The organism is Paraburkholderia jirisanensis, from assembly GCF_054782355.1.
In genome coordinates this window covers 333186-357908 of sequence record NZ_BAAGSQ010000030.1, presented here as the reverse complement: position 1 = coordinate 357908, position 24723 = coordinate 333186, and the positions used below count along the sequence as shown (strand labels likewise).

Below are 24723 nucleotides of genomic sequence, written 5' to 3'. Positions count from 1 at the left end.
CTTACGCTCCTTTCACGCTCTGTCCTGTGCGAGCCGCGCACATATCGCACCGATCATCAACTGGCTCGAGCGCGCCCCCGGATCGATGTGGCCGCGCGAGCGCTCGCCGAGAAAGGACGCGCGCCCTTTGGTCGCGAGCATGTCGCGGGTGGCGAGCATGCTTGCTTCAGCGACCTGCGGCAAGGTGTCGAGCACGGCTTCCGGCGATGCGTTGCTATCGGCCAGTTCCGCGAAGCGCGACGCAACCGGAATCAGTACGTCCATCATCGTCTTGCTGCCGAGACCCGCCTTGCCGCGTTGCGCGACGGCGTCCACGCCCGCGGCGAAGATCCGCGCGGCATCATCCAGGCTCGGCGCATCCGCGCTGTCAGCCGATGCTTTCGCCATCCCATGCAACAGCGAAAAGAGCAGCGGCCCCGACGACCCGCCCACCGTCGACAGCAGTTTGGATGCGGCAAGATCTAACGCAGGGGCTAACGCCGCGGCCTCGATATCGGCACGCATACCAAGCAGCGCATCGAAGCCGCGTAACAGGTTGAAGATATGGTCGCCGTCGCCGATCTGCTGATCGAGGACGGTGATTTCGTCGGTGTGTTCCTTCAACGTGGCATGCGCAGCCTCGATGCATGCCATGACCGTTATGCCGTTCATGCCGGAATCCTCCTGCCGTCGGAGCGGAAATAGAGAAGGCTGCGCGGCGGCAGCGATGCGCCGACCGTTTGCCCAGGCACGAAATTGCGCTCGGTCATGGTCGTCGCGACGATCGCGGTGCCTTCGCGATCCAGGATGAGCAGATGCCGAAGCGGCGAATATTCGAGCACGCGCAGGTTGAGGACGTCGCGCGCATCCGGCGCATGCAGAACAATGTCTTCCGGACGGATCGCGACCGTCGACGTGCCCTGCGGCAACGCGCCGGAATCGAATAGCGCAGCCGGCAGCACGTTGATCGGCGGAGAGCCAAGACGCTGCGCCGCGCTGAGGGAAGCCGGATTGCCATACACTTCGCGCGGCGTGCCCATCTGCACGATACGGCCATGCTCCAGTATGCCGATGCGGTCGGCCAGCGTCGTCGCCTCGACCTGGTCGTGCGTCACGTAGACGATCGTCGCGCCGATCGTGCGATGCAGCCGCTTCAGTTCGATCCGCAGTTCCTCGCGCAGCTTCGCGTCGAGCGACGACAACGGCTCGTCCATCAGAAAGACCTTGGGCTGCCGCACCAGCGCGCGCCCGATCGCTACCCGCTGCATTTCGCCGCCCGACAGATGCGTCGCCATATTGCCGAGCTTGGATTCCATATGCAGCAGCTGCGCCACCTCGTGCACGCGCGCGGTCACCTCCACTTTGCCCAGACGCCGCCGCGGCGAACGCAATGGAAAGGCGAGATTTCCGAACACAGTCAGATGCGGATACAGCGAGTATTGCTGGAAGATAAACGCGACGTCGCGATCCGCGGGGTGCGTGTGCGTCGCCGCTGCGCCATCGATGAAGATTTCGCCTTCGTCGGGCCGCTCGAGCCCGGCGATCAGCCGCAATGTCGTCGTTTTGCCTGCGCCGCTCGGCCCGAGCAGCACAACGAACTCGCCCTCCTTCACGTCGATCGATACCTTATCCACCGCGACGATATCGCCGAAGCGCTTTGTCACGTGTTCCAGGCGGATCTCAGACATAGGCGCCCCCTGTGCCGTTTCCATTGACCACCATCTGGCGCGCCGAGCCTGGTAGCAGCTTGCCGCTGGCCGCGTCGTACAGCAGCGTGCGTTCCTTGCGAAACGACAAGCCGACCGGCGAGCCGGCCGCGCGCCCATCGTCTTTGCCGACCCTCACGCGCACAATGCCAAGCGACGTATCGACGACAAGCACCTGATGCGAACCGAGATACTCGTCGGCGATTACGCGGCCGCGCAACGCGCCTTGTTCGTCAAGCAGGATATGTTCCGGCCGGATGCCCAACAACGCCTTCGCGGCAGAGGCCTCACTGCGCGGTACCGGCACCGGTGCGCCCCCAAGCGACACCTGTTCCGCGCCCGCCTCGACACCTGTATCGACAGGCAGAAAGTTCATCGGCGGACTGCCGATGAAATTGCCGACGAAAACGGTGGCGGGAAAGTGATAGATCTCGTGCGGCGACGCCGACTGCAGCACTTCGCCCTGGTTCATCACCACGACGTCGTCGGCCATCGCCATCGCTTCGCTCTGATCGTGCGTCACGTAAACGGTGGTGGCGTTGAGTGCGTTATGCAGTTTGCGCAGTTCAAGACACATCAGTTCGCGGAAATCGGCATCGAGCGTGCCGAGCGGCTCGTCCATCAGAAAGGCCTTCGGATGCCGCACGATCGCGCGTCCCAACGCAACACGTTGACGATCGCCGCCGGAGAGCCCGCCGGTTTTACGGTCGAGGATCGTTTCGATGCGCAGCAGACGCGCGGCGGATTGAACGCGCGTGGCAATCTCGCGGCGCGAAATGCCCTCGTTTTTCAGCGGAAAAGCGATGTTGTTCCGCACGCTCATATGCGGATAGAGCGCGAACATCTGGAACACGAACGCGATGTCGCGCTGACGCGCGCGCAGCGCCGTGACGTCGTCGCCATCGATAAGGATCTGACCGGACGTCGGTAGCTCAAGCCCCGCGATCATGCGCAGCGTGGTTGTCTTGCCGCAGCCGGACGGTCCGAGCAGTACGACAAAGCGCCCTGCGCTTACCGTCAGGTTCGTATTGCGCACGGCGGTAAAGTCGCCGAAGCGCTTGTGAAGATTCGAAAGAACGATGGTCGACATGGCTCAGTCCGGAAAATGACTGGTTACGACGAATGCCAGCGTGCCCGCCAGGAGAACGGGAAACGACCACGTGTAGAGACCGACGAAGAACGGTTGAACGAGCATCGCGATGCCGATACCGATGAGCACCGTCGAAGCGCCTTCGCAGTTGCGCCGGCGAAACAGACGCCGACGCGGCATGGCAGGTTGCACTTTCATTTGCGCACTGCTCCGAAAGTAATGCCGCGCAACAGGTGCTTGCGCAGCACGACGGTGAAAAACAGGATCGGCAGCACGAACAAGGTCGTAGCGGCCGCGACGGCCGGCCAGTCCTGACCGCCCTCGCCGATGATGAACGGAATGAACGGCGGCATCGTCTGCGCGTCGCCGCTCGTCAGCAACAACGCAAACGCGTACTCGTTCCACGCGAAGATCAGACAGAAAATAGCGGTGGCGGCAATGCCGGTGATCGCTTGCGGCAGCACCACCTTGATAAACGCCTGCAGGCGCGTGTACCCGTCGACCAGCGCGGCCTCTTCGTATTCGCGCGGAATCTCGTCGATAAAGCCCTTGAGCAACCACACGGCCAGCGAGACGTTGACTGCCGTGTACAACACGATCATGCCGACGTAGCTATCCGACAGACCGAGCGCGCGGTACATCAGATAGATGGGAATCGCGACGGCAATCGGCGGCATCATCCGCGTCGACAGAATGAAGAACAGCAGATCGTCGGCCATCGGCACCTTGAAGCGCGAGAATGCATACGCTGCGAGCGTGCCGAGAAATACCGCGAGAAAGGTCGAGCCGAAGCCGATCACCAGTGAATTGATGAAACGCGGCACCACCTTCGACGGCCCGGCGATCACCATATTGCGCTTGCGAACATCGCGGTCATACCAGGTCTGCGCGGGCGGCAGGCTCGCGATGAACTCGGGCGTCTGCCTCGAACGGATGGTGAACAGATTGACGTAGCCTTCCATCGAAGGCTGGAACATCACGACCGGCGGGTACGCAATCGCGTCCTCCTGCGTCTTGAAGCTCGTCAGGATGATCCATACGATCGGCAATGCCGCAATCAGCGCATACGCGATCACGACCACCGCGGCGAAGGTCTTGCCGCGCGTCGAAGCGGCCACGACGGACCGTTGAAGGGCAAGGTCGGTCATCGCTGTTTCACCTTGTTGAGTGCCTTCACATAGATGTTCGCGGCGCCGAACACGACGACAAACAGAATGATGGCCAGCGCGGATGAATAACCGGTTTGCCACTTTTCGAACGCTGCGCGTTTGAGTGTGATCGACACGGTTTCCGTCACGGAACCCGGGCCGCCCGACGTCAGCAGATTCACCATGTCGAACATCTTGAAGTTCTCGATGCCGCGAAACAGAATGGCGAGCATCAGGAACGGCAGCGTCATCGGCAGCGTGATCGACCAGAACTGGCGCCACGGCGAAGCGCGATCCACTTCGGCAGCTTCGTAGATGTAGTCGGGAATCGAACGCAGGCCCGCAAGGCAGATCAGCATCACGTACGGCGTCCACATCCACGTATCGACCATCACGATGGTCCACGGGGCGAGCGGCACGTCGCCGATCATCTGGAACGAACCCGGCGGAATGCCCGTGAAAAAGCTGACGATGTCGTTGAACAGGCCCGTTTGAGGTTGCAGCAGGAACGTCCAGAAGTTGCCGACCACCGCGGGGGACAGCATCATCGGCAGCAGGATCAGCGTGGTCCAGAAACTATGGCCGCGAAACTGCCGGTTGATCAACAGCGCAAGCCCAAACCCCAATAGCACTTCGAGCCCGACCGACCAGAACACGAAGCGCGCGGTGACCTGCATCGCGTACCAGATGTCTTCGTCAGTCAGGATGTCGGTGTAGTTGTCGATGCCGACAGAGCGTGCCGGTACGCTCGGCATATTCGACTTGAAGTTCGTAAACGACAACCGCAACGCCCAGATCAGCGGAAAGATGTTGATCGCCAGCAGCAGCACGATAGTCGGAAGGATGAACAGCCAGGCGATGGTCCGGTCAGACAGACCGCGCAGGCGCGCCGCCGCGCGCGCCTGCGTTTTCGCCTGCAACCCTTCTGGAGGAAAAGGCTTGTCTACCAACATGCCCGACTCCTTTAATCAAGCTTCAGTTCTTCCCTTCTGCCTTGAAGACCTTGTTCCAGTCCTTGACCAGCAGATCGAGCGCTTCTTTCGCAGTGCCTTTGTCGGCCACCACGTAGTCGTGTACGCGCTTTTGCATGTCGAGCAGCAACTCGGCGTACGACGGCTCCGCCCAGAAATCCTTGACGATCGACATCGACTTCAGGAAGGCCGGCGCGAACGGTGCGCTCTTCGGAAAGTCGGGAGCATCGACGACCGACTTTGCCGCTGAGTAGCCGCCCAGCTGCCACCATTTCTTCTGCACGTCGCCTTGCGCAAACCACTTGATGTACTCGAGCGCGTCGGCTTTATGGTCCGAATACGAGACGACTGAAATGCCTTGCCCGCCCAGCTGCGTAAACTGCTTCACTTCCTTCGGATTGACGAAGAATCCGATCTTGTCGCCACCGACATTCGGATCCTTATAGAGCCCCGGGAAGAACGCGAACCAGTTCATCTGCATCGCGACCTGACCGGACTTGAACGCATCGAGACCTTCCTGCATGTAGGCGTTCGTCATACCCGGCGCCGTGCAGCACTTGTAAAGCGACTTATAGAACTCCAGCCCCTTGATTGCGCCGGGCGAATTCACGAAGCCTTCGAGGTGATACGGTTTCTTTGGATCCTGATACTCGAAGCCGTAGTTATAGAGCATGTTGGTCACGCCCATCGTGATGCCCTCTGAACCGCGCTCTGTGAAGATATAGACGCCGTACACGGTCTTTCCGTCGATCTTGCGCCCCTGGAAGAATTCGGCGGTTTGCTTGAGCTCATCCATCGTGGCTGGCGGTTCGAGTTCGCGGTTGTATTTCTGCTTGAACTCGGCGCGCAGCTCGGGTCTTGCAAACCAGTCTTTCCGATACGTCCATCCCACCGCGTCCGCCATCGCGGGCAAGGCCCAGTAGTTCGGCGTGTTCTTCGGCCACTCCGCATAGCCGACCACGGTTGCCGGCACGAAATCGTTCATCGAGATCTTGTTCTTCGCGAAGAAGTCGTTGAGCTTCACGTAGTGCCCATTGACGGCCGCGCCGCCAATCCACTGGCTATCGCCGATGATCAGATCGCACAGCTTGCCGTGCGAATTGAGCTCGTTCAGGAAGCGATCGGCGTAACTCGTCCACGGCACGAACTCGAACTTCATCGCAATGCCGGTTTTGGCGGTGAAGTCTTTCGACAATTCGACGAGTGCGTTGGCGGGATCCCACGCGGCCCAACACAACGTCAATTGCTTACCCTGCGCGTGCGCCGCCGATCCTAAGCAAAGCCCCATCGACGCTAGAACCGCCGCCATTACCCTTGCTGACGTAAGACGTAACATTTGTCTTCTCCTTGTCTCTCTCGGGTCTCCAACCTGGTAACAGACAGCGCCCATGCGCCGGGCGTTGTATTCGGCTTCGGCGGATTCAGCACGGCATCCGCGCGTCGCGAGTGTCAGGCACGCGCATTCTCACGAAGATAAATTCGGGTTTCGGGGGTCGGGATGCCTGGCACCCCGCGCACGTCGTTCAGGAAATTGACGGCCGCAAGGCCCGCCCAATGGACGATGCCGCGCACGTCCTGATCGAGCATCACGTCGATCGCACGCGCGGCAAGCTGTGCGCGCGTGTCGCTGGTACATTCGTGGCCGATCAGCACGACGCGCGCCTTGTTGCCTAACTCCTGCAACGCGGAAGCAATGCCGGAAATGCCGCCGCCCGTCACGTAGACGCCGACCAGATCGCGGTGTCCGGCAAGCAGCCCTTGCACCGCGAGGCCGGCGCTGTCGTCGTCTTCAGTGAAATCGGGTTCGGCGACCCAGCGCAGGTTGCGGAAATCCTCTTCGAGAACCTGTGAGAAGCCGATGCGACGCTCGAGTTGATCGTGCAACCGCGACGATGCCGACAACAGCGCCACGGTGCCGATGCGCGAGCCGACGAAGCGCCCCATCAGCAACGCGGCCGTGCGTCCCGCGACGCGGTTATCGACGCCGACATACGCGGCGCGCGCACTCGATGGCAAGTCGGAAAACACCGTGACGACCGGCACGTTCGCATCGGTCATGTCCTGAATCATCCGCTCGACCCACGGGTAATCGAGCGGCACGAGTACGAGCGCGTCGTAGTCGATCAGCTGCCCGCCAAGTGACGCAGCGTCTTGCTGGCTCGACAGGTCGCAACGATAAAACGACGGGACGATACGATGTTCGCGAAAGAAACTGGCCGACAGCGCGATATCACGCTCGACCTGATTGAGAAAGCGGGAGTTGATATGCGGCAGAACAAAAGCGACGCGGAACGAAGTGGCCTTCGACGGTCGGCCGCGGCTTGCGCGTTCGTCGCGCAGCGTCGCCAGTGCGAGATGAACGCGCTCAGCTGTTTCGGGGCGAACGCCGTGGTCGTCGCGAAGCACACGGTCTACCGTGGCAACGCTAACGCCGGCGCGACGCGCAATCATCATACGGGTAGCCGGCATGGGTCTCCTCCGGTGCCGAGCCTGGAGTCGTTTTGTTAACCCAAGATAGTTTTCCGTACGGGGAATGCAAGCTTTTTTATCGCGTTAAATGCGTCATTGATGGTGACGCAGGTGCAGCAGATTTCCCTGTATGTGCTTACCTTTGCGGTGATCTTGGAGTGCGTGGCTCTCTTGAAGCAGCTTGAATCGCTAAAGCGGTTAGCAATCAGGTGCGCTTAGCCAGATACGCATCGACCAACTCGACTAGCCGTTCTCGCCCAAAGCTTCCATCGTGCCCGGCGTGAACCACTTGCACGGGCAATTCACGCAAGCGCTTCATCGTGCGCACATAAGTTGGGATGTCCGCGCCGCCGATCTCATCCAATAGCGGGCCATCGTAGATCGCATCGCCCGAGAACAGCGTACCGGATGCGGCTTCCCACAGGCCGATGCTTCCCGGTGAATGACCAGGCAGATGCAGGACTTCAAAATGCCGGTTGCCGAGATCGACGATGTTCCCTTCGTTGACGATTTCCGTGACCGTTGCAGCTCGCACGCGGTAGTCGGACATCGCGTAATCGGCGCTGGGAAGCGCCGTGATCAGATCGCCGTCGAACGGATAACCTGCCTTGTGATATCGACGAATGGCTTCTTCGCCCAATACCGAAGCGAGGAGCGTGCCTCGTTCGCGCGGCGAACGCAGGTTCTCCGCCTCCAGTTCGTGGACCAGCGTGTGCTCGAACTCGTAATGCCCGCCGATATGATCCGCGTGCGTATGCGTCGCAACGGCGGTGATGTCCTTCTGCAACAAGTGCCTGGCCGCATCGCGCAGGCTGGCGATACCCATCCCCGTGTCGATCATCAGGTCCCGGTCTCGACCGCGCACATGCCAGATATTGCAACGCATGAGCGGCACGACGTGAGGCTCCCAAAGCAGCGTGATGTCATCGCTGATGCGTTTGAGTTCGAACCAGCGGTCGGCAATGGTCAGGTTGGTCATGTGGGGTCGCCTGGAGCCATCCGGTCAGGCACCGGACGTGTTCGAATGATACCGGGCAATGCCCACTTTCAAAAATGGGTGTGGCCGACTTCGCCGAGAACCGTGCGCAGCGCCGCGGCCCTTCTTTTGCCGAACACGTTCTCGAACCGGTCTTGTGCGATCTGCCAGTACCCGATCGCCTCCTGCAGTTTTTTCAAACCCTTCGATGTCAGCTGCACCAGTTTCGCCCGCCTGTTGTTCCGGTCCGGCTTTATCGAAACCATTCCATCTCTTTCAAGTGGACGAAGATTGTGCGTCAGAGCGCTTCTACACAGCACGAGCTCATCGGCAAGTTCGCCCATGGTTGGCGAGCTTGCACGCTGGATGCAGGCGAGAATCGACACCTGGGTCGCTTTAAGACCGCACGGCGCCATGTGCGCGTCGTAGTGCAACGAAACATTCCGCATCGCTTTACGCAATGCCGTCGCATTGCAACGCCCATTTTTCGAGGTTGCTTCTGTTAGCAAAGCGTATTCGTCGTCTGTCATCTTTATTACGATCGGGTGAATATTGAATACTCATGTTTCCGTACATCGTACATGTATGCACATGCGTTCGCGCATAGTTGAATACTCAAAAATTGATACCGGTTTCTTCAGCAGAAGTCTGTTCGCCACGCGCGGCTTTAATTCGGATTCAACCCGGGCGGGCTCCGTGGTTTACGCGAGGATAAAGATAAAGCTCGCAATGCTGATCAATCGGAACTCCACCTGTATGAGCAAAAAGACTTTGCGTGTCGCGATCATCGGCGCAGGAACGGGAGGGCTTTGCCTCGCGCATGGCCTTCATCGCCAGGGTATTGAAATCGAGGTATTTGAACGCGATCGCACGCGAGTCGACGGCCCACCCGGATATCGCATTGGCATCGATGGCATCGGAATGAAAGCGCTGAGAGAATGCTTGCCGGAGAACGTCATCGATTTTTTCGAGGCCGCGTGTGCACGTACGCCCCGATACCTGAACTACATGACCGAGCAGCTTAAAGATACGCTTAGCGTGGACACTCACGACGTCGGTGTCGGACGCTCAGCCACGCGTCTCATGTTGAGGCAAGTCATGATGTGCGGTCTTGAAGACCGGGTCCACTTCGATAAAGCATATGTACGCTACACCGAGCAGGACGATCGCACCGTCGCCGCACATTTTGCCGACGGCAGTGTTGCGGAAGCCGACCTTATTGTCGGCGCCGATGGCGCGAACTCCAAGGTGCGCAGCCAGTTGTTGCCTCACGCACGGGTCGAAGAAACCGGTATCGTGGGTATCGCGGGAACCACACCGTTAAATGCGCATACACAGGAACTATTGCCCACGAAGATGTTGAGCGGGATCAACCTGGTTCTTGCGCCAAGAGGCTTTGGCGGAGTCGTGCACGCGCTTTCGTTTGAGGAACGGCAAGACGCCCATGCTCAATGGCCGGGAATGCAATACGTCGACAGGCGCGACGTCGTCACATGGGCCGTTTGGGGGGCAGACTTCAACTGGTCGACACAGCCGCTTAAGCGGAACACCGATCATCTCGCGCTGGTTCGCGATGCGACGCGCACCTGGCATCCCAGCCTGAGAGCGCTTTATGCCGCCGCCGATCCGGACAGTCTGTTTGTCGGAAACATCCGGACGTCCGCGCCCGTCGACCCCTGGCAAACCCGAGCCGTCACCGTGCTCGGCGATGCCATCCATTTGATGACGCCGGGCGGCGGCGCGGGTGCTAACACCGCACTGCGCGACGCGGCGTTGTTGTCACGTGAATTGGGTGGTGCCCAGGAAGGACGTTCAACGCTGGAAACCGCAGTCGCCGCGTATGAACAACAGATGCTGCAATACGGCTTTGACGCGGTTTTAAAGTCGCGCGAGCGTTACGACGGACGAAGCCTGCTTCACCGGCCGGTCGCAGGACGAGCCATGCTTGGTCTCGTGCGGTCGTCGATGCGCGTGGTCGACGTTGTGCCGTTTCTGAAGCAGCAGGTGGTGACCGCGCTTCGACGTGAGTTTGAATGAGGCGTTTGCCCGTAGACGACAAATCAGGCGCGCGGCTCAAGTCTCACAGGCATTTTGTTCGGCACCATCGTGAACGCGGAAACCTCTTCAATCGTAGCCGGATCGATTGCGAGCTCAACCTTGAAGTGCTTCATCAACATCGATGTCACGAGCCTCATCTCGACTGCCGCGAGGTAACGGCCCGGACACACTCTCGGCCCCGCACCGAATGCCAGGTATGCCTTCAGTTCGTGCACCCCTGCCAAGGGGTCTCGAGGATGCCGCCAACGGTCGGCGTCAAATGTTTCTGGGCGCACGAAATTCCTCGGGTCCAGCATACCTGGACGCGTGAGAAATAGCATACGTGTTCGTGCCGGTATGGCTACTCCTCCCAGACACACGTCTGTCAGTGGCTCGAACGTCTGTATTGCAGCAACTGGCCGCAGTCGCAGTGCCTCATTGCATACCGCCTCGCATAGATCGAGGTGCTTCAATGCGTCGTAGTCTGGACAGACCCTGGACTCGCCGAGTGCCGCACGCGACTGTTCGAATAGCCGCTCCTGCAGATGCGAATCCGCGGCGATGTACATAAGCCCCCAGGCAATCGCATTAGCCGTCGTATCCTCTCCCGCGATCAAAAGCGTCAGAACGTTTGCCGAGATCTGTTCGTCGGTAACCGATGAATCGGGCTCGTTACGCGCCGCAAGCATGGCTTCGAGCAAGTTGTGCGGCGTCGCATCAGGAAACTGGCACAAGCGCTCACGTGTGCGTTCAATCATTTTCTGAATGTAGCCGTGCACCTCTACCATTGCCCGCGCGAGTCGCCGGTCCTGGGGAAGCGTGACGTAATGCCAGTAAGGAAAGGGGGCGGTCATGCGCCTCATGAGCGCCGGGGGTATGAGGGCCAGTTGTTCCTGGATTACCCCTTGCTCCCGCTCCAGCGTATGCGGATCCTCGCCGAAGGCGAGCGTGCTCGTCACGTCAACGGTATAGCGCTTGAGCTCTTCTGTCATTTCGAGCGTTCTATGCTCCGTTGCTGCCGCTTGCAAACGCGCGAGAAAACGCTCGGTAATGGTCGCCAAGGTCGGATAAAAGGCCTTGATGTTGGAAAAAGAGAGTGCCCGCATGACGAGCCGACGCTGTGGCTCCCAGGCCGAGCCTTCGGCAGAGAAAAGTCCGTTTCCGCCAAGCTCCGCCATGACGGATTCCATTGGCGCGAAACGTCGATACAGGTGTGGACGTTCGCGCATGACGGTCTGGAACAGTTCCGCCTGCGTCCACACTGTGACGGGAATCGTGCCGAGTTGAACCCTGAATGGCGACCCGAATCGCCTCGCCCATTGCTCCAGAATCAGGTGAAGTTTCGCCGGTGCCATCTGGAACAGATTTCCCAGCAGAGGCAAACCTTGCGGGCATGGTAGATCTGCGACGGTGCGCACATTGGCGTCGAGATGAAGGTCCGACATCCTCTCCTCCGCTTTGCATGCCGCAGTGCGAAGACAATGAGCATGAATAACGCTCTCATAGAGGATAGGTCATTGCTTCGTTTTAATTCTATTCGTTGAAATTTTACAACGAATATATCCCGCCAGACGTATCCTGCGACGCGCGCACGCGTCGACCTATCGCGATTACGCCGTCGTTCTCGTTGATCGGTCTCGGCACCGATGGGTGGCATGCAACGCCGTTCGCGGGGAGAGCGCCAACGCTGTAGTATTCGGCAGCGTGGTCGATCATCTTGGGATCGGCTCGCCGCTTGCAGGCCACACGCGGCTCGCTGCCGTGCTCGCATCAGAGGCAAGCTGCGGCTCGCGCGATCGCAAAAGCTGTTTGCGACCTCAAACGCCTGGGAATCAGGCGAAACAGGATTCTGAATGTTCGGCTTTTTGCGCAGCTACTTCTCAAACGATCTGGCGATCGATCTCGGCACCTCAAACACACTGATCTACATGCGCGGCAAGGGCATTGTCCTCGACGAACCTTCGGTCGTGTCGATCCGTCAGGCAGGCGGCCCGAACGGCAAGAAGACCATTCTGGCGGTCGGCCGCGAAGCCAAGCAGATGCTGGGCAAGGTACCGGGCAACATCGAAGCGATCCGCCCGATGAAGGACGGCGTGATCGCCGACTTCAACATCACCCAGCAGATGATCAAGCAGTTCATCCGGATGGTGCACGCGCCGCGCATTTTTGCGCCGTCTCCACGCATCATCGTCTGCGTGCCTTGCGGGTCGACCCAGGTCGAACGGCGCGCAATCAGGGAGGCGGCGCATAGCGCGGGCGCGTCCCAGGTGTACCTGATCGAAGAACCGATGGCCGCCGCGACCGGTGCCGGCCTGCCGGTCTCCGAGGCGACCGGCTCGATGGTGGTCGATATCGGTGGCGGCACCACCGAAGTGGGCGTGATCTCGCTCGGCGGTATCGTCTACAAGGGCTCGGTGCGCGTCGGCGGCGACAAGTTCGATGAAGCGATCGTCAACTACATCCGCCGCAATTACGGCATGTTGATCGGCGAGCAAACCGCCGAAGCGATCAAGAAGGCGATCGGCTCCGCATTCCCAGGCTCAGAAGTCAGGGAAATCGACGTGAAGGGCCGCAATCTGTCGGAGGGCATTCCGCGCAGTTTCACGATCTCCAGCAATGAAATTCTCGAAGCGCTCACCGATCCGCTGAACCACATCATATCGGCGGTCAAGATCGCGCTCGAGCAAACGCCGCCGGAACTGGGCGCCGATATCGCCGCGCGCGGCATCATGCTTGCGGGCGGTGGCGCGCTACTGCGCGATCTGGATCGCCTGCTCGCCGAGGAAACCGGTCTACCCGTGTTCGTCGCCGACGCCCCGCTGACCTGCGTCGTGCGCGGCTCCGGCATCGTGCTCGAGCACATCGAGAAATTCGGCGGGGTCTTTTCCTACGAATGACAGACGAGGTGTGGTCAAAGACTCCGCTGCACATTGCGAGCGGTGGCGCGGGCCACGCTCGACCAATGTCACTTATTCCAAAGCGCTTCCCTGTAGAACTCCATGTAAACAACGGTGCGATCGGTATCCGATGCATTGACCGCGAAGTGATCGAGCGAGCCGTCGAACACTACGACATTCCCGTTGGTACTGTTGTTGAATTCGCCCCTGACGTTCAGGTAGGCATAGTTGCGCTCCACGGGAGCGTCGATGGTGAGCTGCATGTGTAGCAGGCCTTCTTCCCATGTGCCGTCGTGCTTATGGGTCGACAGATAGACGTTGGGATCCATCCGCAATAGTGCACAGAGCTTGATGCCCTTGATCGCGCGAAGCAGTTCCAGCGTGCGCGGCATGGCTGCTTCGGCGAACGGTATCGGCGCGTCGTAGGCCACCAATGCGTACTGGGTCCAGGTTGTCATCGGTAGATCGTTGTCACCCCAGCCCATCAGCCAGCCATATTGCCCACCGTTGTCCATGTGAACCTTGAGTTCATCGACTATTTCGGTAATGGACTTGTTGACGCGGTTGATTTCGAGGATCGGCGCATTCAGCGCGTGAAACTCTTCGTGAATCGTTTTCCAGTTTCGAGCGAGAGACTCCAGTGCAGGGAATTGCTCGATCGCATAGAACGAAGGGCGAAAAATGACTTCTTCTTTGGCATTCATGGTAGTGGGCTCGTGATCTTGAGGTTGAAGGCGGGACGACTCTCCCTGACCCGATCGGAACGGTGCGGATCATGAGGGTGATTAGAGCAACGTACGTCGCCGCTGTATGTCACGGGATACCGGGACACCTACCTAGGGTTCGGCACGGTCGAGCGGTCTGTTCGCGCCCCATCGCGATCCCGGCGCCGGTGGGTTATTTCGTCGGCCACCGCGCCGCAACGTTGCCGAGCGCACAGACTACGGTTTAAGCTTCGTGGTCTCGTTGAGCGATTTGGACGCCCGGCTTACCCGGGCTATTCCGTTCAGACTGTGCACGGCACAAACCACGACGATGAGTACATGGATACATGAGTTGCCGATATGGCTGATGGCACTGTTCACTTTCGGTGCGATATTTGTCGCGAGTGCAGCAATCCATCTCGTCACCGGGTGGCTTGCTGCCAGTCGACATGGGCGATCGTTCAAGGCCATCTCGCCCGGTCTGCTTTCTCCGCTCGGCATCATCTTCGGCTTGTTCATCGCCTTCACGGCCTCGCAGGTGTGGAACGATACGGCACGCGCCAATGTTGCGGTCTCCAATGAAGCGAGTGCATTGCGATCGGTTGTCGTCATGTCGGCCGTTTTGCCGGCGCAAGCCCAGTCCGAACTGAGAAGCCTGGTACGAGACTACATCCAGTACACCGCAACGACTGAATGGCCGCAGGTAGCGCAGGGAATCGTCACGCTTAGCCTCAGCCCTCCCACGCTGAACCAGGCCCTGCAGTTCACACTCGCCCTCGCAGTCGTCACGCCCGGACAGCAGACAGCACAGCGCGACGTCGCGGCCTCTCTGAACCGCGCCCTGGAGGCGCGTCGCGACCGCATCCTCATCAGCCGCAGCCAGGTGAACGGCGTCAAATGGGTATGCCTGGCGCTGTTGGCGGGCTGCCTGCTGTTCGCCATCGCGTTCGTTCATTGCGACAACCGGCTGACATCTGCGGTGGCTATCGGCCTCTTCTCGGTGGCGCTCGCCACCACCGTTTTGCTCATCCTTTCCCACGATCGTCCCTTTACAGGGGACGTCGCGCTGACGCCGGAGCCGCTGTTACAGGTGATGCCGGGAAATCGCTGACTGTTGTCGCGAACCGGAATCTGATGGAATCACGTAAAGTCTACGTTTACGACGTAATCGATCGATCCCGAATCGGCCGCGCGCAGTATGTCGCGCTCGCTCACTGCGCATTGCTCATGCTGTTCGACGGCTTCACCGCGCTCTAAGGGCTCGCCTGGGAAGTAGTTTGCAGCCCATGGTATCGACGATCAAAGTAGATGAGCCCACCCGTCGCCTCGCCATCGTTCAGTTTTATTTGCTGTACCTCGCAAATGAAAACGCTGTGCGTGCCCTGGCAAAGCGTATCGACTACCTTGCAATCGAATGCCACTAACGCATCTTCCAGCACGGGAGCACCCGTTTTCAGCGTGCTCCATGTCGTTCCGGCGAAGCGCTCCTCTATGCTGACGCCTGCACCGAACTTACGCGATAGCGCCTCGTGTGACGCACTGAGCGTGTTCACGCACAGCACGCCATTCCTGATCAGCGCATTGTGTGCGGACGACTGCTGGTTGACGCAAACCAGCAGCGTGGGTGGCGTATCGGTGACGCTGCAAACCGCCGAGGCCGCAATACCGGCCTTCCCGGCGACACCATCGCTGGTCACTACGTGAACCGCAGCGCCGAGCCTGGCCATTCCAGCGCGATAGCTAAGTTGTTCCTCACTGAGCATCATGATGTCCTCTCGCTTTACTGTGCCGTATCGGGCACTTCCGCCACCACACGACACGAGAGCCCGCTGAAGCCGAGGAAGCCCGTCCAGCCGGTGTGCACCTTAAACTCCGCCTTACCGATCGCATCGTAGAGTTCGCCGATCCTGTTCATGTTCTCGATGATGAAGCCGCCGCGGCGACCGACCAGCAGGTCTGCCGGGCCATGCTGTTCGCCGCGGCGCAGGCCGGCGAAATCCAGCCCGATGAAGCCGAGCTTCATCTGCGCCAGCGTTTCGATGAAATCCCATGACATTTGCGGATGGCCGCGGAAATAGTCGCGCGTTCCGTACGGGTACTTCGACAGATAGCCCGTGTGGAAGATAACGAAATCGCCTTCGCGGACGTCATACCCTTCGAGGACCTTTGCGGTGATCTCGGTTTCGCCGACGTCGCCGACATAGACGATTACGCCTCGGCGCACCGCGAATTCAACCGGCGGACGGCCCTGTCCTGCGTACACATCCAGATGGGTTCCGATGTGCCCTTGGGACATGAAGCTGTTCTGGTCCTGGTTGGCCTTGCCGACAACGGGATCGTGCATGTCGATGGCGAGGGTGAGGTCGATGAACATATTTTGTCTCCTGGTGAATTGTGGTGTTGTACTGTAAGTTCCCGGGCGGGAAGCGCACCGTTTGACACAGGTCACAATCCATTCAAAACCGGACAGGACATGCAACCGAATCCGCGACTAGTCGACGTACATCGCGATGACTTTCCCGTCAGCGCAGTGGTTCGCGAGGGCGACGCGTTGGACTTCGAAGCGCACGTGCACGCTTATGGGCAGCTGGTTTTCGCACAGCAAGGTCCGATGCTGCTGGAGACACGCAGCGGCATCGTGCGACTGGGACCAGACCGTGCCGCATGGCTGCCTGCTGGAGAGTCGCATGCGGTGTTTCTGGACCGCCGGTTCCGCTACCACAGCCTCTACATCGATAGCGACTTTTGCTCATGCGGAAAGTGCGGCGTCTTTATTCTCAGCCCGCTGCTTCGTGAGCTCATCATCGATGTATCGCTATGGCCGCAGACCAATCTGAGCGCTGACGAGAAAATGCGCCGCGCGCACGTTATCGTGGACGAAATCGTACGGGCTCCGCGAACCGGCTCATCCATTCGTATTCCAGACGACAAGAAGCTCGCCGTTATTTGCAGGGCAATCGAACGCGACACCTCGATCGAAAAGTCGCTTGAAGATTGGGCCGTCGAGGTGGGCGCGAGCACCAAAACACTGCAACGACTTTTTCTGGCGCAAACAGGCATGGCGTTCCAGCAGTGGCGCAATCACGTGAGAATGACAAGGGCGCTCGAACTGCACATGTCCGGTATGCGTGAGCTCGACGTGGCGCTTGCAGTGGGGTATGCCACAGAGGGCTCCTACGCGCAGGCCTTCAAGAAGTTCTACGGCCATCCCCCGAGCTTCCTGAAACGCCGTGCGAAGGGCTAGGTTTGTGCGAGCCGTGCAGCACGCAGACAGCAGTGTGCGAATGTCTTCGCATCGTTGCCTGCCGCGACCCGAAACGCGACTTTGTAAGTTTTGAAATGCACGGTTACCAACTGCATCATCTATTTCTTAGACGCCTGCTTAAGATGATCTCCATCAACCCGCCAAACGGGAACGGAGAAGTCTCATGAAACGCACAGCACTTGTTTTGTTGGTAATCGGTAGTTTGTCGGTGGCCCAGCAGGCGTCGGCGCACGGGCGCGGCGGCTGGGGCCATGGTCACGGCGGCGGCAATGGCGGCGCGGTCGTGGGCGCGCTCATCGGCGGCGCACTCCTCGGCGCGCTGGTGACGTCGGTTGCGAATGCGCAGCCCGCGTACGCGCAGCCGGTCTATCAGCAGCCCGCGTATGCACAGCCGGTTTATCAGCAGCCCGCTTATACGCAGCCGGTTTATGCGCAACCGCCGGCGGCCGCCGCTTGCTATGACGGCTATCGGCGCGCCTATGTACCCTGCCAGGGTGGCTACGGGTATTGATCGTCGACACCACTCAATCGCAGCTGAAGCGAAGGCGATCGTCGAGCGCTTGCGGCAAGACTAGCGTGCGTATATTTTCGGCTCTGGCCGATCGACAAAGCGAATTGCGAGCGCCCTTCGTGTCTTGTACGTATTTCGATGCATATTCGGCGTTGAATACGGCTTTGCCTGAAGCGACGAATGCGTCGTAGCCGGCGCATTCGTTCACTTGATGACACTGCTCGTTGACCGCGAAGTCGAAGCTCGCACCAAGCGTGTCGATCTGCTCAAGGTCGTTCTTCAACGCAACTGCCAGGCCGCGCGCATGCGCAGCGCGCGCGATAAACAGGTTGAAGTCGGCCTGCGTCGAGCTGTCCAGAGGAAATCCGGGCGCGTTTGTATAACCATCGACATTATCCGGCTCGACGCCGTTGCACCCTTTGCTGACCGCGAGATCAAGGCGAGCCTGCATGATGTTGCGCACGTTGACCGAGCGGGTATCGACCCAGCGCTCGCCGGCCCACCCATCCAGACCCTTGCCCTTATCAGAAGCCACGAACTTCGCGTAGTCGGGCCGCCAGTTTTCCGCGCTGCCCGCGGAAAAGTAACAGACCACCTTGCGGCCCTGCGCTGTCAGTTTGTCGATCGTCGACTGCGGCGCGTCGAACAGATCGATGTCGTATACGTGCACCGGGTAGGTGGTGTTGATCGCACCGCTCAACTGCCATTGCCATGTGTCTGCCTGCCCCGGGATCCAATGGGCCGTCGCAGATCGCGATGCGGCGGTGGGCGCTGAAACAACGGAAGATGCTGTCGCGGCTGTCGAAGGTGCTCTCTGTCCACCGCAACCGGCCAGCACAACCACCGAGACAATCCAGAAGCTTGCAGCAATTCGCATCGATTTCCCTGTGGCCAGGCTGGCGCTGCGGCGCCGGCCCCGCAAGCCACTCCGAATTTTCATCGCGCCAGCTTTTTTTCAAACCAGTGATGTGCGTAGGGTTCGGCGTTGAACGCCTTGACCTCAACGTATCCGGATCGCAGATAAAGCCCGATCGCCTCATGGAGTGTCCGATTGGTCTCCAGGCGGACGACGTAAACGCCTGACTGGCGCGCGTGTTTCTCGGCCTCTTCAATCAACCGCCGACCCAGACCCAAACCGCGGGCAGACGGGCTAACCCACATCCTCTTAAGCTCACACGGAGACTCCCCGTGAAACTTGAGCGCGACGCAGCCTATGGCGTGTGCGTGAAGTCGTGCGACGATCAACGTACCTTCGGGCGCTGTCAGTTCGCTGGCATCGGCCGACAGACTGAGCGACGGATCGAAGCCCGAATCAAAGCGTGCATTCAATTCGGCGAAGTACTGTTCAACGCACCATCGCGCATCTTTGCTGGTTGGGTCTTCGATTGTGAAACGCACCATCGAGGCCTGTAGCAAGCGCTCTACCTCAGACATCGCCGCGACCAGCCTCCGCCGTTGCTCGGCAGATAACGGTTCGAGAACGCCGCGAGCAACCGCATCCGAAAGCTTTTCGAGTTCGGCTCTTTCATCGACGCCTGCCTCGGTCAGGCTGGCGCGGCGTACTCTGCCGTCGTCCGGATGCGCGAGAACCGCGACCAGCCCCTGCCGTTCAAGGGACGCAAGGGTGCGGCTCAGATAGCCTGAATCCAGATTGAGACGTGCGCGAAGTGTCCGAAGATCGGCGCCGTCCTCGCCTATTTCCCATAGAAGCCGGGACTCGCCCATTGGGCGGCCACGACCGAGAAAACGATCGTCGATAGCGCCGATGCCTTCGGCCACGATCCGGTTGAAGCTGCGAATCTGTCGAATGTCGGATGCGTTCATATCTCTGACTTTAGTCAGAGATATTGATTTCGTCAACTTCGGCGTGAGAGTATGTTGGGCACCACAGCCAAAGCAAAGCGGAGTGACGAGTGACAGCAGTGTTCGAGCGTACCTACCGTGCTTTCCTGTTCGATATGGACGGCACCATCCTCACCTCGATTGCATCGGCCGAGCGAGTCTGGGCACATTGGGCCGAACGTCACGGGCTCGATCCGGCGGTGCTTTTGCCGACCATTCACGGTGTTCGCTCGCTCGATACGATCCGCCGGCTCGGGCTGCCGGGCGTTGATCCAACAGTCGAGGCCGAGCGGATCACGCAGGAAGAGATCGCGGACGTTTCCGATGTCGAGCCGATCGTGGGTGCCGCATCCTTCCTTCGATCGATTCCGCCCGATCGCTGGGCGATCGTCACGTCTGCACCGCGCAAACTTGCCGAGGCACGGATCCGGGCGGCTGGGCTTCCCTTCCCACCACTGCTGATCACCGCCGAAGACATCGAGCGCGGCAAACCATCGCCGGACGGCTATCTGGACGCCGCAAAACAGCTGGGCTTTGCGGCAAGCGATTGCCTGGTGTTCGAAGATGCGCCCGTCGGCATTCAGGCAGGCCTCGCGGCCGGCGCCGATGTGCTCGCGATCACCCAGTCGCATGCTGTTCCGATAGACGCAGCGTCGGCATCGGTGCGCGATTACGCCGGGCTTCGCGTCGTGACGGACGAGTCGGGCTTGAAACTTACGTTCGCGAAGCAGGTGCCTATCTGACGATCACGACGGTCTGGCGTCGCGCTCAAACCGCCAGCCGCACGCGACGATAACCGGTGCGGCCTGCGGCGGATCTACCCTTTGGAGGCCAGTATGACAAACGTGGTGCTTGTGGCTTCACTGCTCATCCTGGCGGGATGCACAACCTCTGTCTCCCCCAAGTCCGGAGCCGATCCCAACGCGGGCAAACAATCGTCTGCACCTGCAGCGGCCGCGCCTGCCGATCCGCAACAAGAGCGTACCGAGGTGCCGCACGGGAACACCAAAATGTACGGACCGCCTGGCTATTGATGAAATCGCAATCCTGCTGAAGGGCTGCCAGCAGCGACCGCTTGCCAGACAGATGTGGAAAGCGAAAGACCGCTGTCTGTAAGGACAGCGGTCTTTTGATGAATGGCGAACGAAAAACCAGAATTCCCAGACTTCAGGATTTCATAGCGATAGTCTGCGATAGTCCTTTAGGACGCACGCCAAGCATCCCTGCTCCTTACGCTTGTCTGCGTCGGGTTACGCCAGGTTGCCACGCTTGATTGCGGTTACTTAACCGGCGACGCCGTGCTCGGAGTCGCCAGCGTGTTGTTGCCGCCGAAGGCGGCGGTACTGGCCGTCGAGCTATTGTTCGCGCTCGTTTGCTGGCCCGGGTTCGCCGACGCGGCACGCGTGCCGCTATCCGAATTAGTGGCACCAGGCGTGCCGTAGCTGCTCGTTGCGGCGGCCGGCGACACGACGCTCGGTGTCGCCAGCGTGTTGTTCTGTGCATAAGCACCGACCGACAGCGTAAGTGCCGCGGCGGCTGCGATAAATGTGCTGGTGGCCTTGATCATGATCCGTGTCTCCTTGATTGAATTGGAATTTCGGCGCAAACGATTCCGCTGTATCTCGCCATACCGACGACATACAGTACGCTGACAGCGCGGGATCGAGTCCGTAACAGGCGATGCCAAGTTTAGGAAAACGATCGCTAAGAATTAAGCGCATTGTTCGCAAGGATTAATTTCCATTTTCGACGCGTAGTCCGAAATGGAAATCTCATCAGCGGCAGTTGCATGCAATCTGCATGCGCGACTCGAACTATCAGAAGGGACTTCACGCATGCCTGCCGACGCCTCCCTCCCTCGACGTCTCGCAACTGAAATCGACGGCGGACCGCTACTGCGCGCGACCCTTGCACTGCTACCGTTTATCGTGCTTGCACTAGTCACAGGCAATGAACTGTGGACCAAGGCATCGCTGCTGACGGTCGCGGCGATGATCGCCGAGGACAAGCTCGCGCTGCGGCCGGCAGGCGTACTTGCACACGGACTCGCGATTATCGGCGGGACCTGGCTGTTGCTGCTTGCCGAACGGATTCCGGCGCTGTTCGTCGTTGCCTGCATGCTGCTCGGCGCGGGCGTGATCCTGCTTGCTTCCCGCGGCAACGCGCTACGCGCGCTTGGAACGTGGACCTTCGTTCCGGTGTTGATCCTTGCCAATGATCTGCATGGAGGCCGCACCATCGATGCATTGGTGAGCGCTGCGCCCGCTTCCCTGCCGTATCTGCTCGTCGCGCTCGCGCCGGCGCTCGTGTCGGCGTATATCCATTCGCATGGCAACGCAGCGGCACGCTGGTCCAATCTCGACGATTTCGGCGTCCGCGCACCTTATCGCGAAGACCTGATCGCGATGATCGCGAGCGTCGGCATCACGGCGATGATGGTCGAGTACGGACATATGCAAAACGCGCAGTGGGTGATCTGGGGCGCGGCGAGCATCGTCACGGGTAGGGTAGATACGGCACGAACGAAACTGAAAAACCGTGCGTTCGGCGTGATCGTAGGCGTGCCAATCGGTGTCCTGCTCGGGCAATATCTGGTACCGCATTCGAGTATGGCGGTCACGCTCGCGACCCTGGCCGTGTTTCTGACGCTGGTCGCATTCCGGCGCTATGTGGTCGCGTATTTCTTCCGCTGCCTGTTCGTCTCGCTGGCGATCATGCTCGCGAACCAGTCCGCCGCCGACGCGTTCGAGCGGCTCACACACGTGATCACGGGCGGTGTGATCGGGCTCGCGTGCGTGATCGGCGTGCACGTCGCGGCGCGCCGCTTCCCACGATTGCGCTGACAGAAAGCCATCGCGTGGGCACGCAGGATTCTGCTGCAAGACGACGCCAGATAGGTGTTTCCCCGCATTCTTACGATAACCGCTTGAAGGAAAACTGGCCGCGACTTATCTTGCATACCTTGTATATACAACCCTGCAACGCGGCAGTTGCACCCATTCGAAACACACCACGGTTCAGGGGCGACACTGCTCGGGCCTCAATCACTTTGGAGAACGCATGTCATCCGCCGATTACCTGCAAGGTGCGTGTGTGTGGAACGGTGTCGAAATGGTCGAGAACCCTCGCTGGGTCAAGAACTTTCCGCCAGCCGTACTGAACGAGATCGACATCGCTGCCGGCAAATCAGCCGATATCAACTGGACCGACATCGCCCGCGACAACTTCCCGCTACCCAGCGCGAAGGCATTCTTCGACGACGTGCGCGAAGAACTCGAGAACGGCTCCGGCATGGTGAAGATCCGCGGCCTCGACGTCAGTCGCTACGACCAGGAACAGTTGCGACGCATCTGGTATGCGCTGGGCCGTCATCTCGGCACGCCGATGTTCCAGAACCGCCGCGGCGAACTGATGCGTGAGATCAAGGACGAAGGGGCGGGCGTCGGCGCCAGACTGTATGGCGCGACGGTCGACGCATCAGGCAAAGAATTTCTGTCCTCGGGCGCACGCACGTTGTCGCCAGGCGAATTGCGCTTTCACACGGATCGCTGCGACGTCGTCGGCTTGCTGTGCGTGCGTCAGGCATCGGAAGGCGGCGTCAGCAAGCTCGCCAGCAGCGCGACCGTCTACAACGAAATGCTCAAACGCCGGCCGGATCTGCATGCTCTGCTGTGCAGGCCGATTCCGCGCAGCCGGTTCGGCGAAGAGGCGGGCGGCGAGCACGTGGCCTACGACCTGCCGGTTTTCGGGGTGCGCGACGGTAAGCTGACGAGTCATTTTTCGCTGACCTACATCGAGAATGCGCAACTGCTTTCGAGCGTGCGCAAACTGACCGATGCCGAGCACGAAGCATTGCGGCTGCTGCTGCAACTCGCGCAGGAACAGTGCTTCGAAATGCGCTTCGCGCCTGGCGATATTCAGCTTCTCAACAACCACATCGTCTACCACGGGCGCACCGCTTTCAAGGATGACGCGACGACCGGCCAGGACCGGATGCTGATGAGGCTGTGGTTATCGGTGCCGAACTCGCGCGCGCTGCCGGAAGATCACGCGGTGCTCTGGGGCGATGTGTCGGGCGGCATGCCTCACGGCGGCATCGCGCAGCCCGCGACTCCTTGCATGAGCTGAGGGTGCCGGGCTTCACCCGATCTCGCTGTGCCGTAGTACTCGATAACCTGTACACGCATACCCAGTCGTTAAAGATCCAGTACCCCACCATCGAGGAGACTAACGTGACCCAAAGCACCCTGCCTGTCGCAGCAAAACGCACAACGTGGCTTCAACGGGCGGCGCTCTGCGTCGCGTTGAGTACCGTCGCCGCCACCGCATTCGCCGCGCAGGACTTTGGCAAATGCGAAGTGACCGGACAAAAAGGCTCGGTCAAATTGACGACCGCTGTTCCAGGCACGCTGTCGGTGAGGCCGGTTCTCGGTGTACCGGGCTGGTGGAACGGCGATTCTCTCGACACGATCAAGGACGGCTTCGAATATTGCATGGCCGCGAACATGGCTTATCGCGCGGGCCTCGATCGGGTGGTTTTGGTGTCGCGGTCGTTTCAGCAGATCCTGACCGGACAATCGCAGGGATTCGATATCGCGCTGAGTGAAATCACGGTCACCGAACCGCGCAAGCAGGTCGTGAACTTTACCGAGCCGTACTTCAATTCCGATCAGGGTATTCTGGTCAAGGCCGGCACCAAGGTCGACAAGAAGAATCTCGGCAGCCTTCGCTATGCGGTTGAACGGGGCACCACGGCCTACGACTACATCGTCGAGAAGGTCAAGCCCACCGAGCAGCCGAAGGTGTTCAACGATCCGCCGTCGATGTACACGGCGCTGGCCGCAGGACAGGTCGATGCGGTGATCTACGATACGCCGAACGTTCTGTTGCGCGCGAAGAACTCGAATGGCGCACTGGAAGTAGTCGGCCGTTTCGATACCGGTGAAAAGTGGGGCGGACTGGTCAACAAGGATTCGCCGAATCTGGCCGCATTCAACCAGCTGATCGATGGCATGAAGAAGGACGGCACGCTGGACAAACTGACCACCAAATATCTGACGCCGGAACTCGGTACGGATCCGACCAAAGTGCCGGTGCTGAATCCTTAAGCTTAAGCGCCCCCCCGGAC

Annotated in this window: 27 protein-coding genes; 10 read left to right on the top strand and 17 right to left on the bottom strand. The window is 59.9% G+C overall.

Annotation, left to right across the window (positions count from 1 at the left end):
* Window positions 1-12 precede the first annotated feature (12 nt).
* The 10 genes from dhaL to ACYVNQ_RS31410 all read right to left on the bottom strand — a co-directional run bounded on the left by dhaL (window position 13) and on the right by ACYVNQ_RS31410 (window position 8869).
* Entirely contained in the window at window positions 13-651 is a 639-nt protein-coding gene (gene dhaL, locus ACYVNQ_RS31455) for a dihydroxyacetone kinase subunit DhaL (protein WP_460908369.1), read from the bottom strand.
* Window positions 648-1667 carry an ABC transporter ATP-binding protein gene (locus ACYVNQ_RS31450; RefSeq protein ID WP_460908367.1) on the bottom strand — a complete coding sequence of 340 codons (1020 nt, stop codon included), beginning with the start codon at window positions 1665-1667 and terminating at the stop codon, window positions 648-650. The genes dhaL and ACYVNQ_RS31450 overlap by 4 nt, the downstream gene beginning before the upstream one ends.
* Complete coding sequence (locus ACYVNQ_RS31445) at window positions 1660-2775, bottom strand: ABC transporter ATP-binding protein (RefSeq protein WP_460908364.1); 1116 nt, start codon at window positions 2773-2775, stop codon at window positions 1660-1662. Before ACYVNQ_RS31445 ends, ACYVNQ_RS31450 begins: the two co-directional genes overlap by 8 nt.
* A gap of 3 nt (window positions 2776-2778) precedes the next feature.
* A complete protein-coding gene (locus tag ACYVNQ_RS31440; protein ID WP_460908362.1) occupies window positions 2779-2973 on the bottom strand; it encodes a hypothetical protein in 195 nt (64 codons plus the stop codon).
* The gene (locus ACYVNQ_RS31435) at window positions 2970-3923 is read right to left on the bottom strand and encodes a carbohydrate ABC transporter permease (RefSeq protein ID WP_460908360.1); all 954 of its coding nucleotides are present in this window, start codon (window positions 3921-3923) and stop codon (window positions 2970-2972) included. Before ACYVNQ_RS31435 ends, ACYVNQ_RS31440 begins: the two co-directional genes overlap by 4 nt.
* Window positions 3920-4876, bottom strand: a complete 957-nt coding sequence (locus tag ACYVNQ_RS31430) for a carbohydrate ABC transporter permease (protein ID WP_460908358.1) — start codon at window positions 4874-4876, stop codon at window positions 3920-3922. Before ACYVNQ_RS31430 ends, ACYVNQ_RS31435 begins: the two co-directional genes overlap by 4 nt.
* A 22-nt stretch (window positions 4877-4898) precedes the next feature.
* Entirely contained in the window at window positions 4899-6230 is a 1332-nt protein-coding gene (locus tag ACYVNQ_RS31425; RefSeq protein ID WP_460908356.1) for an ABC transporter substrate-binding protein, read from the bottom strand.
* Window positions 6231-6343: 113 nt separating this feature from the next.
* Window positions 6344-7363: a LacI family DNA-binding transcriptional regulator gene (locus ACYVNQ_RS31420; protein WP_460908354.1), complete on the bottom strand. Its 1020-nt coding sequence runs from the start codon at window positions 7361-7363 to the stop codon at window positions 6344-6346.
* A 205-nt stretch (window positions 7364-7568) separates the two neighbouring features.
* Window positions 7569-8342 (bottom strand): MBL fold metallo-hydrolase, encoded by a 774-nt coding sequence (locus ACYVNQ_RS31415; protein WP_460908352.1) that lies wholly within the window; start codon window positions 8340-8342, stop codon window positions 7569-7571.
* Between the two features lie 68 nt (window positions 8343-8410).
* Window positions 8411-8869 carry a MarR family winged helix-turn-helix transcriptional regulator gene (locus tag ACYVNQ_RS31410; RefSeq protein WP_460908349.1) on the bottom strand — a complete coding sequence of 153 codons (459 nt, stop codon included), beginning with the start codon at window positions 8867-8869 and terminating at the stop codon, window positions 8411-8413.
* A gap of 226 nt (window positions 8870-9095) precedes the next feature.
* Here ACYVNQ_RS31410 and ACYVNQ_RS31405 point away from each other — a divergent pair, with 226 nt between their 5' ends.
* Window positions 9096-10376, top strand: a complete 1281-nt coding sequence (locus tag ACYVNQ_RS31405) for an FAD-dependent oxidoreductase (protein ID WP_460908347.1) — start codon at window positions 9096-9098, stop codon at window positions 10374-10376.
* A gap of 23 nt (window positions 10377-10399) precedes the next feature.
* Here ACYVNQ_RS31405 and ACYVNQ_RS31400 read toward each other — a convergent pair whose 3' ends face one another.
* Window positions 10400-11821, bottom strand: a complete 1422-nt coding sequence (locus ACYVNQ_RS31400; RefSeq protein WP_460908345.1) for a cytochrome P450 — start codon at window positions 11819-11821, stop codon at window positions 10400-10402.
* Window positions 11822-12229: 408 nt separating this feature from the next.
* Between ACYVNQ_RS31400 and ACYVNQ_RS31395 the strand changes: the two genes are divergently transcribed.
* Window positions 12230-13273 (top strand): rod shape-determining protein, encoded by a 1044-nt coding sequence (locus tag ACYVNQ_RS31395; protein WP_460908343.1) that lies wholly within the window; start codon window positions 12230-12232, stop codon window positions 13271-13273.
* A 68-nt stretch (window positions 13274-13341) separates the two neighbouring features.
* Here ACYVNQ_RS31395 and ACYVNQ_RS31390 read toward each other — a convergent pair whose 3' ends face one another.
* Window positions 13342-13977 carry an aspartyl/asparaginyl beta-hydroxylase domain-containing protein gene (locus ACYVNQ_RS31390; RefSeq protein ID WP_460908341.1) on the bottom strand — a complete coding sequence of 212 codons (636 nt, stop codon included), beginning with the start codon at window positions 13975-13977 and terminating at the stop codon, window positions 13342-13344.
* A gap of 367 nt (window positions 13978-14344) precedes the next feature.
* Between ACYVNQ_RS31390 and ACYVNQ_RS31385 the strand changes: the two genes are divergently transcribed.
* Both ACYVNQ_RS31385 and ACYVNQ_RS31380 read left to right on the top strand, forming a co-directional pair.
* On the top strand, window positions 14345-15088 hold the full coding sequence (locus tag ACYVNQ_RS31385) for a bestrophin-like domain (RefSeq protein ID WP_460908339.1): 744 nt from the start codon (window positions 14345-14347) through the stop codon (window positions 15086-15088).
* Window positions 15089-15111: 23 nt separating this feature from the next.
* Window positions 15112-15234, top strand: coding sequence for a hypothetical protein (locus ACYVNQ_RS31380; protein WP_460908337.1), 123 nt, complete (start codon window positions 15112-15114; stop codon window positions 15232-15234).
* Here the strand turns inward: ACYVNQ_RS31380 and ACYVNQ_RS31375 are convergent.
* Complete coding sequence (locus ACYVNQ_RS31375) at window positions 15231-15743, bottom strand: flavin reductase (protein ID WP_460908335.1); 513 nt, start codon at window positions 15741-15743, stop codon at window positions 15231-15233. The genes ACYVNQ_RS31380 and ACYVNQ_RS31375 overlap by 4 nt on opposite strands.
* Window positions 15744-15757: 14 nt before the next feature.
* Window positions 15758-16351 carry a cyclase family protein gene (locus ACYVNQ_RS31370; protein ID WP_460908333.1) on the bottom strand — a complete coding sequence of 198 codons (594 nt, stop codon included), beginning with the start codon at window positions 16349-16351 and terminating at the stop codon, window positions 15758-15760.
* Window positions 16352-16450: 99 nt separating this feature from the next.
* Between ACYVNQ_RS31370 and ACYVNQ_RS31365 the strand changes: the two genes are divergently transcribed.
* Both ACYVNQ_RS31365 and ACYVNQ_RS31360 read left to right on the top strand, forming a co-directional pair.
* Entirely contained in the window at window positions 16451-17221 is a 771-nt protein-coding gene (locus ACYVNQ_RS31365) for an AraC family transcriptional regulator (RefSeq protein WP_460908331.1), read from the top strand.
* Between the two features lie 184 nt (window positions 17222-17405).
* The gene (locus ACYVNQ_RS31360; protein WP_460908329.1) at window positions 17406-17753 is read left to right on the top strand and encodes a hypothetical protein; all 348 of its coding nucleotides are present in this window, start codon (window positions 17406-17408) and stop codon (window positions 17751-17753) included.
* A gap of 13 nt (window positions 17754-17766) precedes the next feature.
* On the opposite strand, the gene ACYVNQ_RS31355 is transcribed toward ACYVNQ_RS31360, so the two are convergent.
* Both ACYVNQ_RS31355 and ACYVNQ_RS31350 read right to left on the bottom strand, forming a co-directional pair.
* Window positions 17767-18630, bottom strand: coding sequence for an endo alpha-1,4 polygalactosaminidase (locus tag ACYVNQ_RS31355; RefSeq protein WP_460908520.1), 864 nt, complete (start codon window positions 18628-18630; stop codon window positions 17767-17769).
* A 59-nt stretch (window positions 18631-18689) separates the two neighbouring features.
* A complete protein-coding gene (locus ACYVNQ_RS31350; RefSeq protein ID WP_460908327.1) occupies window positions 18690-19577 on the bottom strand; it encodes a bifunctional helix-turn-helix transcriptional regulator/GNAT family N-acetyltransferase in 888 nt (295 codons plus the stop codon).
* Between the two features lie 89 nt (window positions 19578-19666).
* Here ACYVNQ_RS31350 and ACYVNQ_RS31345 point away from each other — a divergent pair, with 89 nt between their 5' ends.
* Window positions 19667-20338: an HAD-IA family hydrolase gene (locus tag ACYVNQ_RS31345; protein ID WP_460908325.1), complete on the top strand. Its 672-nt coding sequence runs from the start codon at window positions 19667-19669 to the stop codon at window positions 20336-20338.
* A gap of 536 nt (window positions 20339-20874) precedes the next feature.
* Here ACYVNQ_RS31345 and ACYVNQ_RS31340 read toward each other — a convergent pair.
* Window positions 20875-21162 (bottom strand): hypothetical protein, encoded by a 288-nt coding sequence (locus tag ACYVNQ_RS31340; protein WP_460908323.1) that lies wholly within the window; start codon window positions 21160-21162, stop codon window positions 20875-20877.
* 268 nt (window positions 21163-21430) lie between these two features.
* Between ACYVNQ_RS31340 and ACYVNQ_RS31335 the strand changes: the two genes are divergently transcribed.
* The 3 genes from ACYVNQ_RS31335 (at window position 21431) to ACYVNQ_RS31325 (ending at window position 24703) form a co-directional block, all read left to right on the top strand.
* Complete coding sequence (locus ACYVNQ_RS31335) at window positions 21431-22438, top strand: FUSC family protein (RefSeq protein WP_460908321.1); 1008 nt, start codon at window positions 21431-21433, stop codon at window positions 22436-22438.
* A 217-nt stretch (window positions 22439-22655) separates the two neighbouring features.
* Window positions 22656-23723 (top strand): TauD/TfdA family dioxygenase, encoded by a 1068-nt coding sequence (locus tag ACYVNQ_RS31330; RefSeq protein ID WP_460908318.1) that lies wholly within the window; start codon window positions 22656-22658, stop codon window positions 23721-23723.
* A gap of 104 nt (window positions 23724-23827) precedes the next feature.
* Window positions 23828-24703, top strand: a complete 876-nt coding sequence (locus ACYVNQ_RS31325) for an ABC transporter substrate-binding protein (RefSeq protein WP_460908316.1) — start codon at window positions 23828-23830, stop codon at window positions 24701-24703.
* Window positions 24704-24723 lie beyond the last annotated feature (20 nt).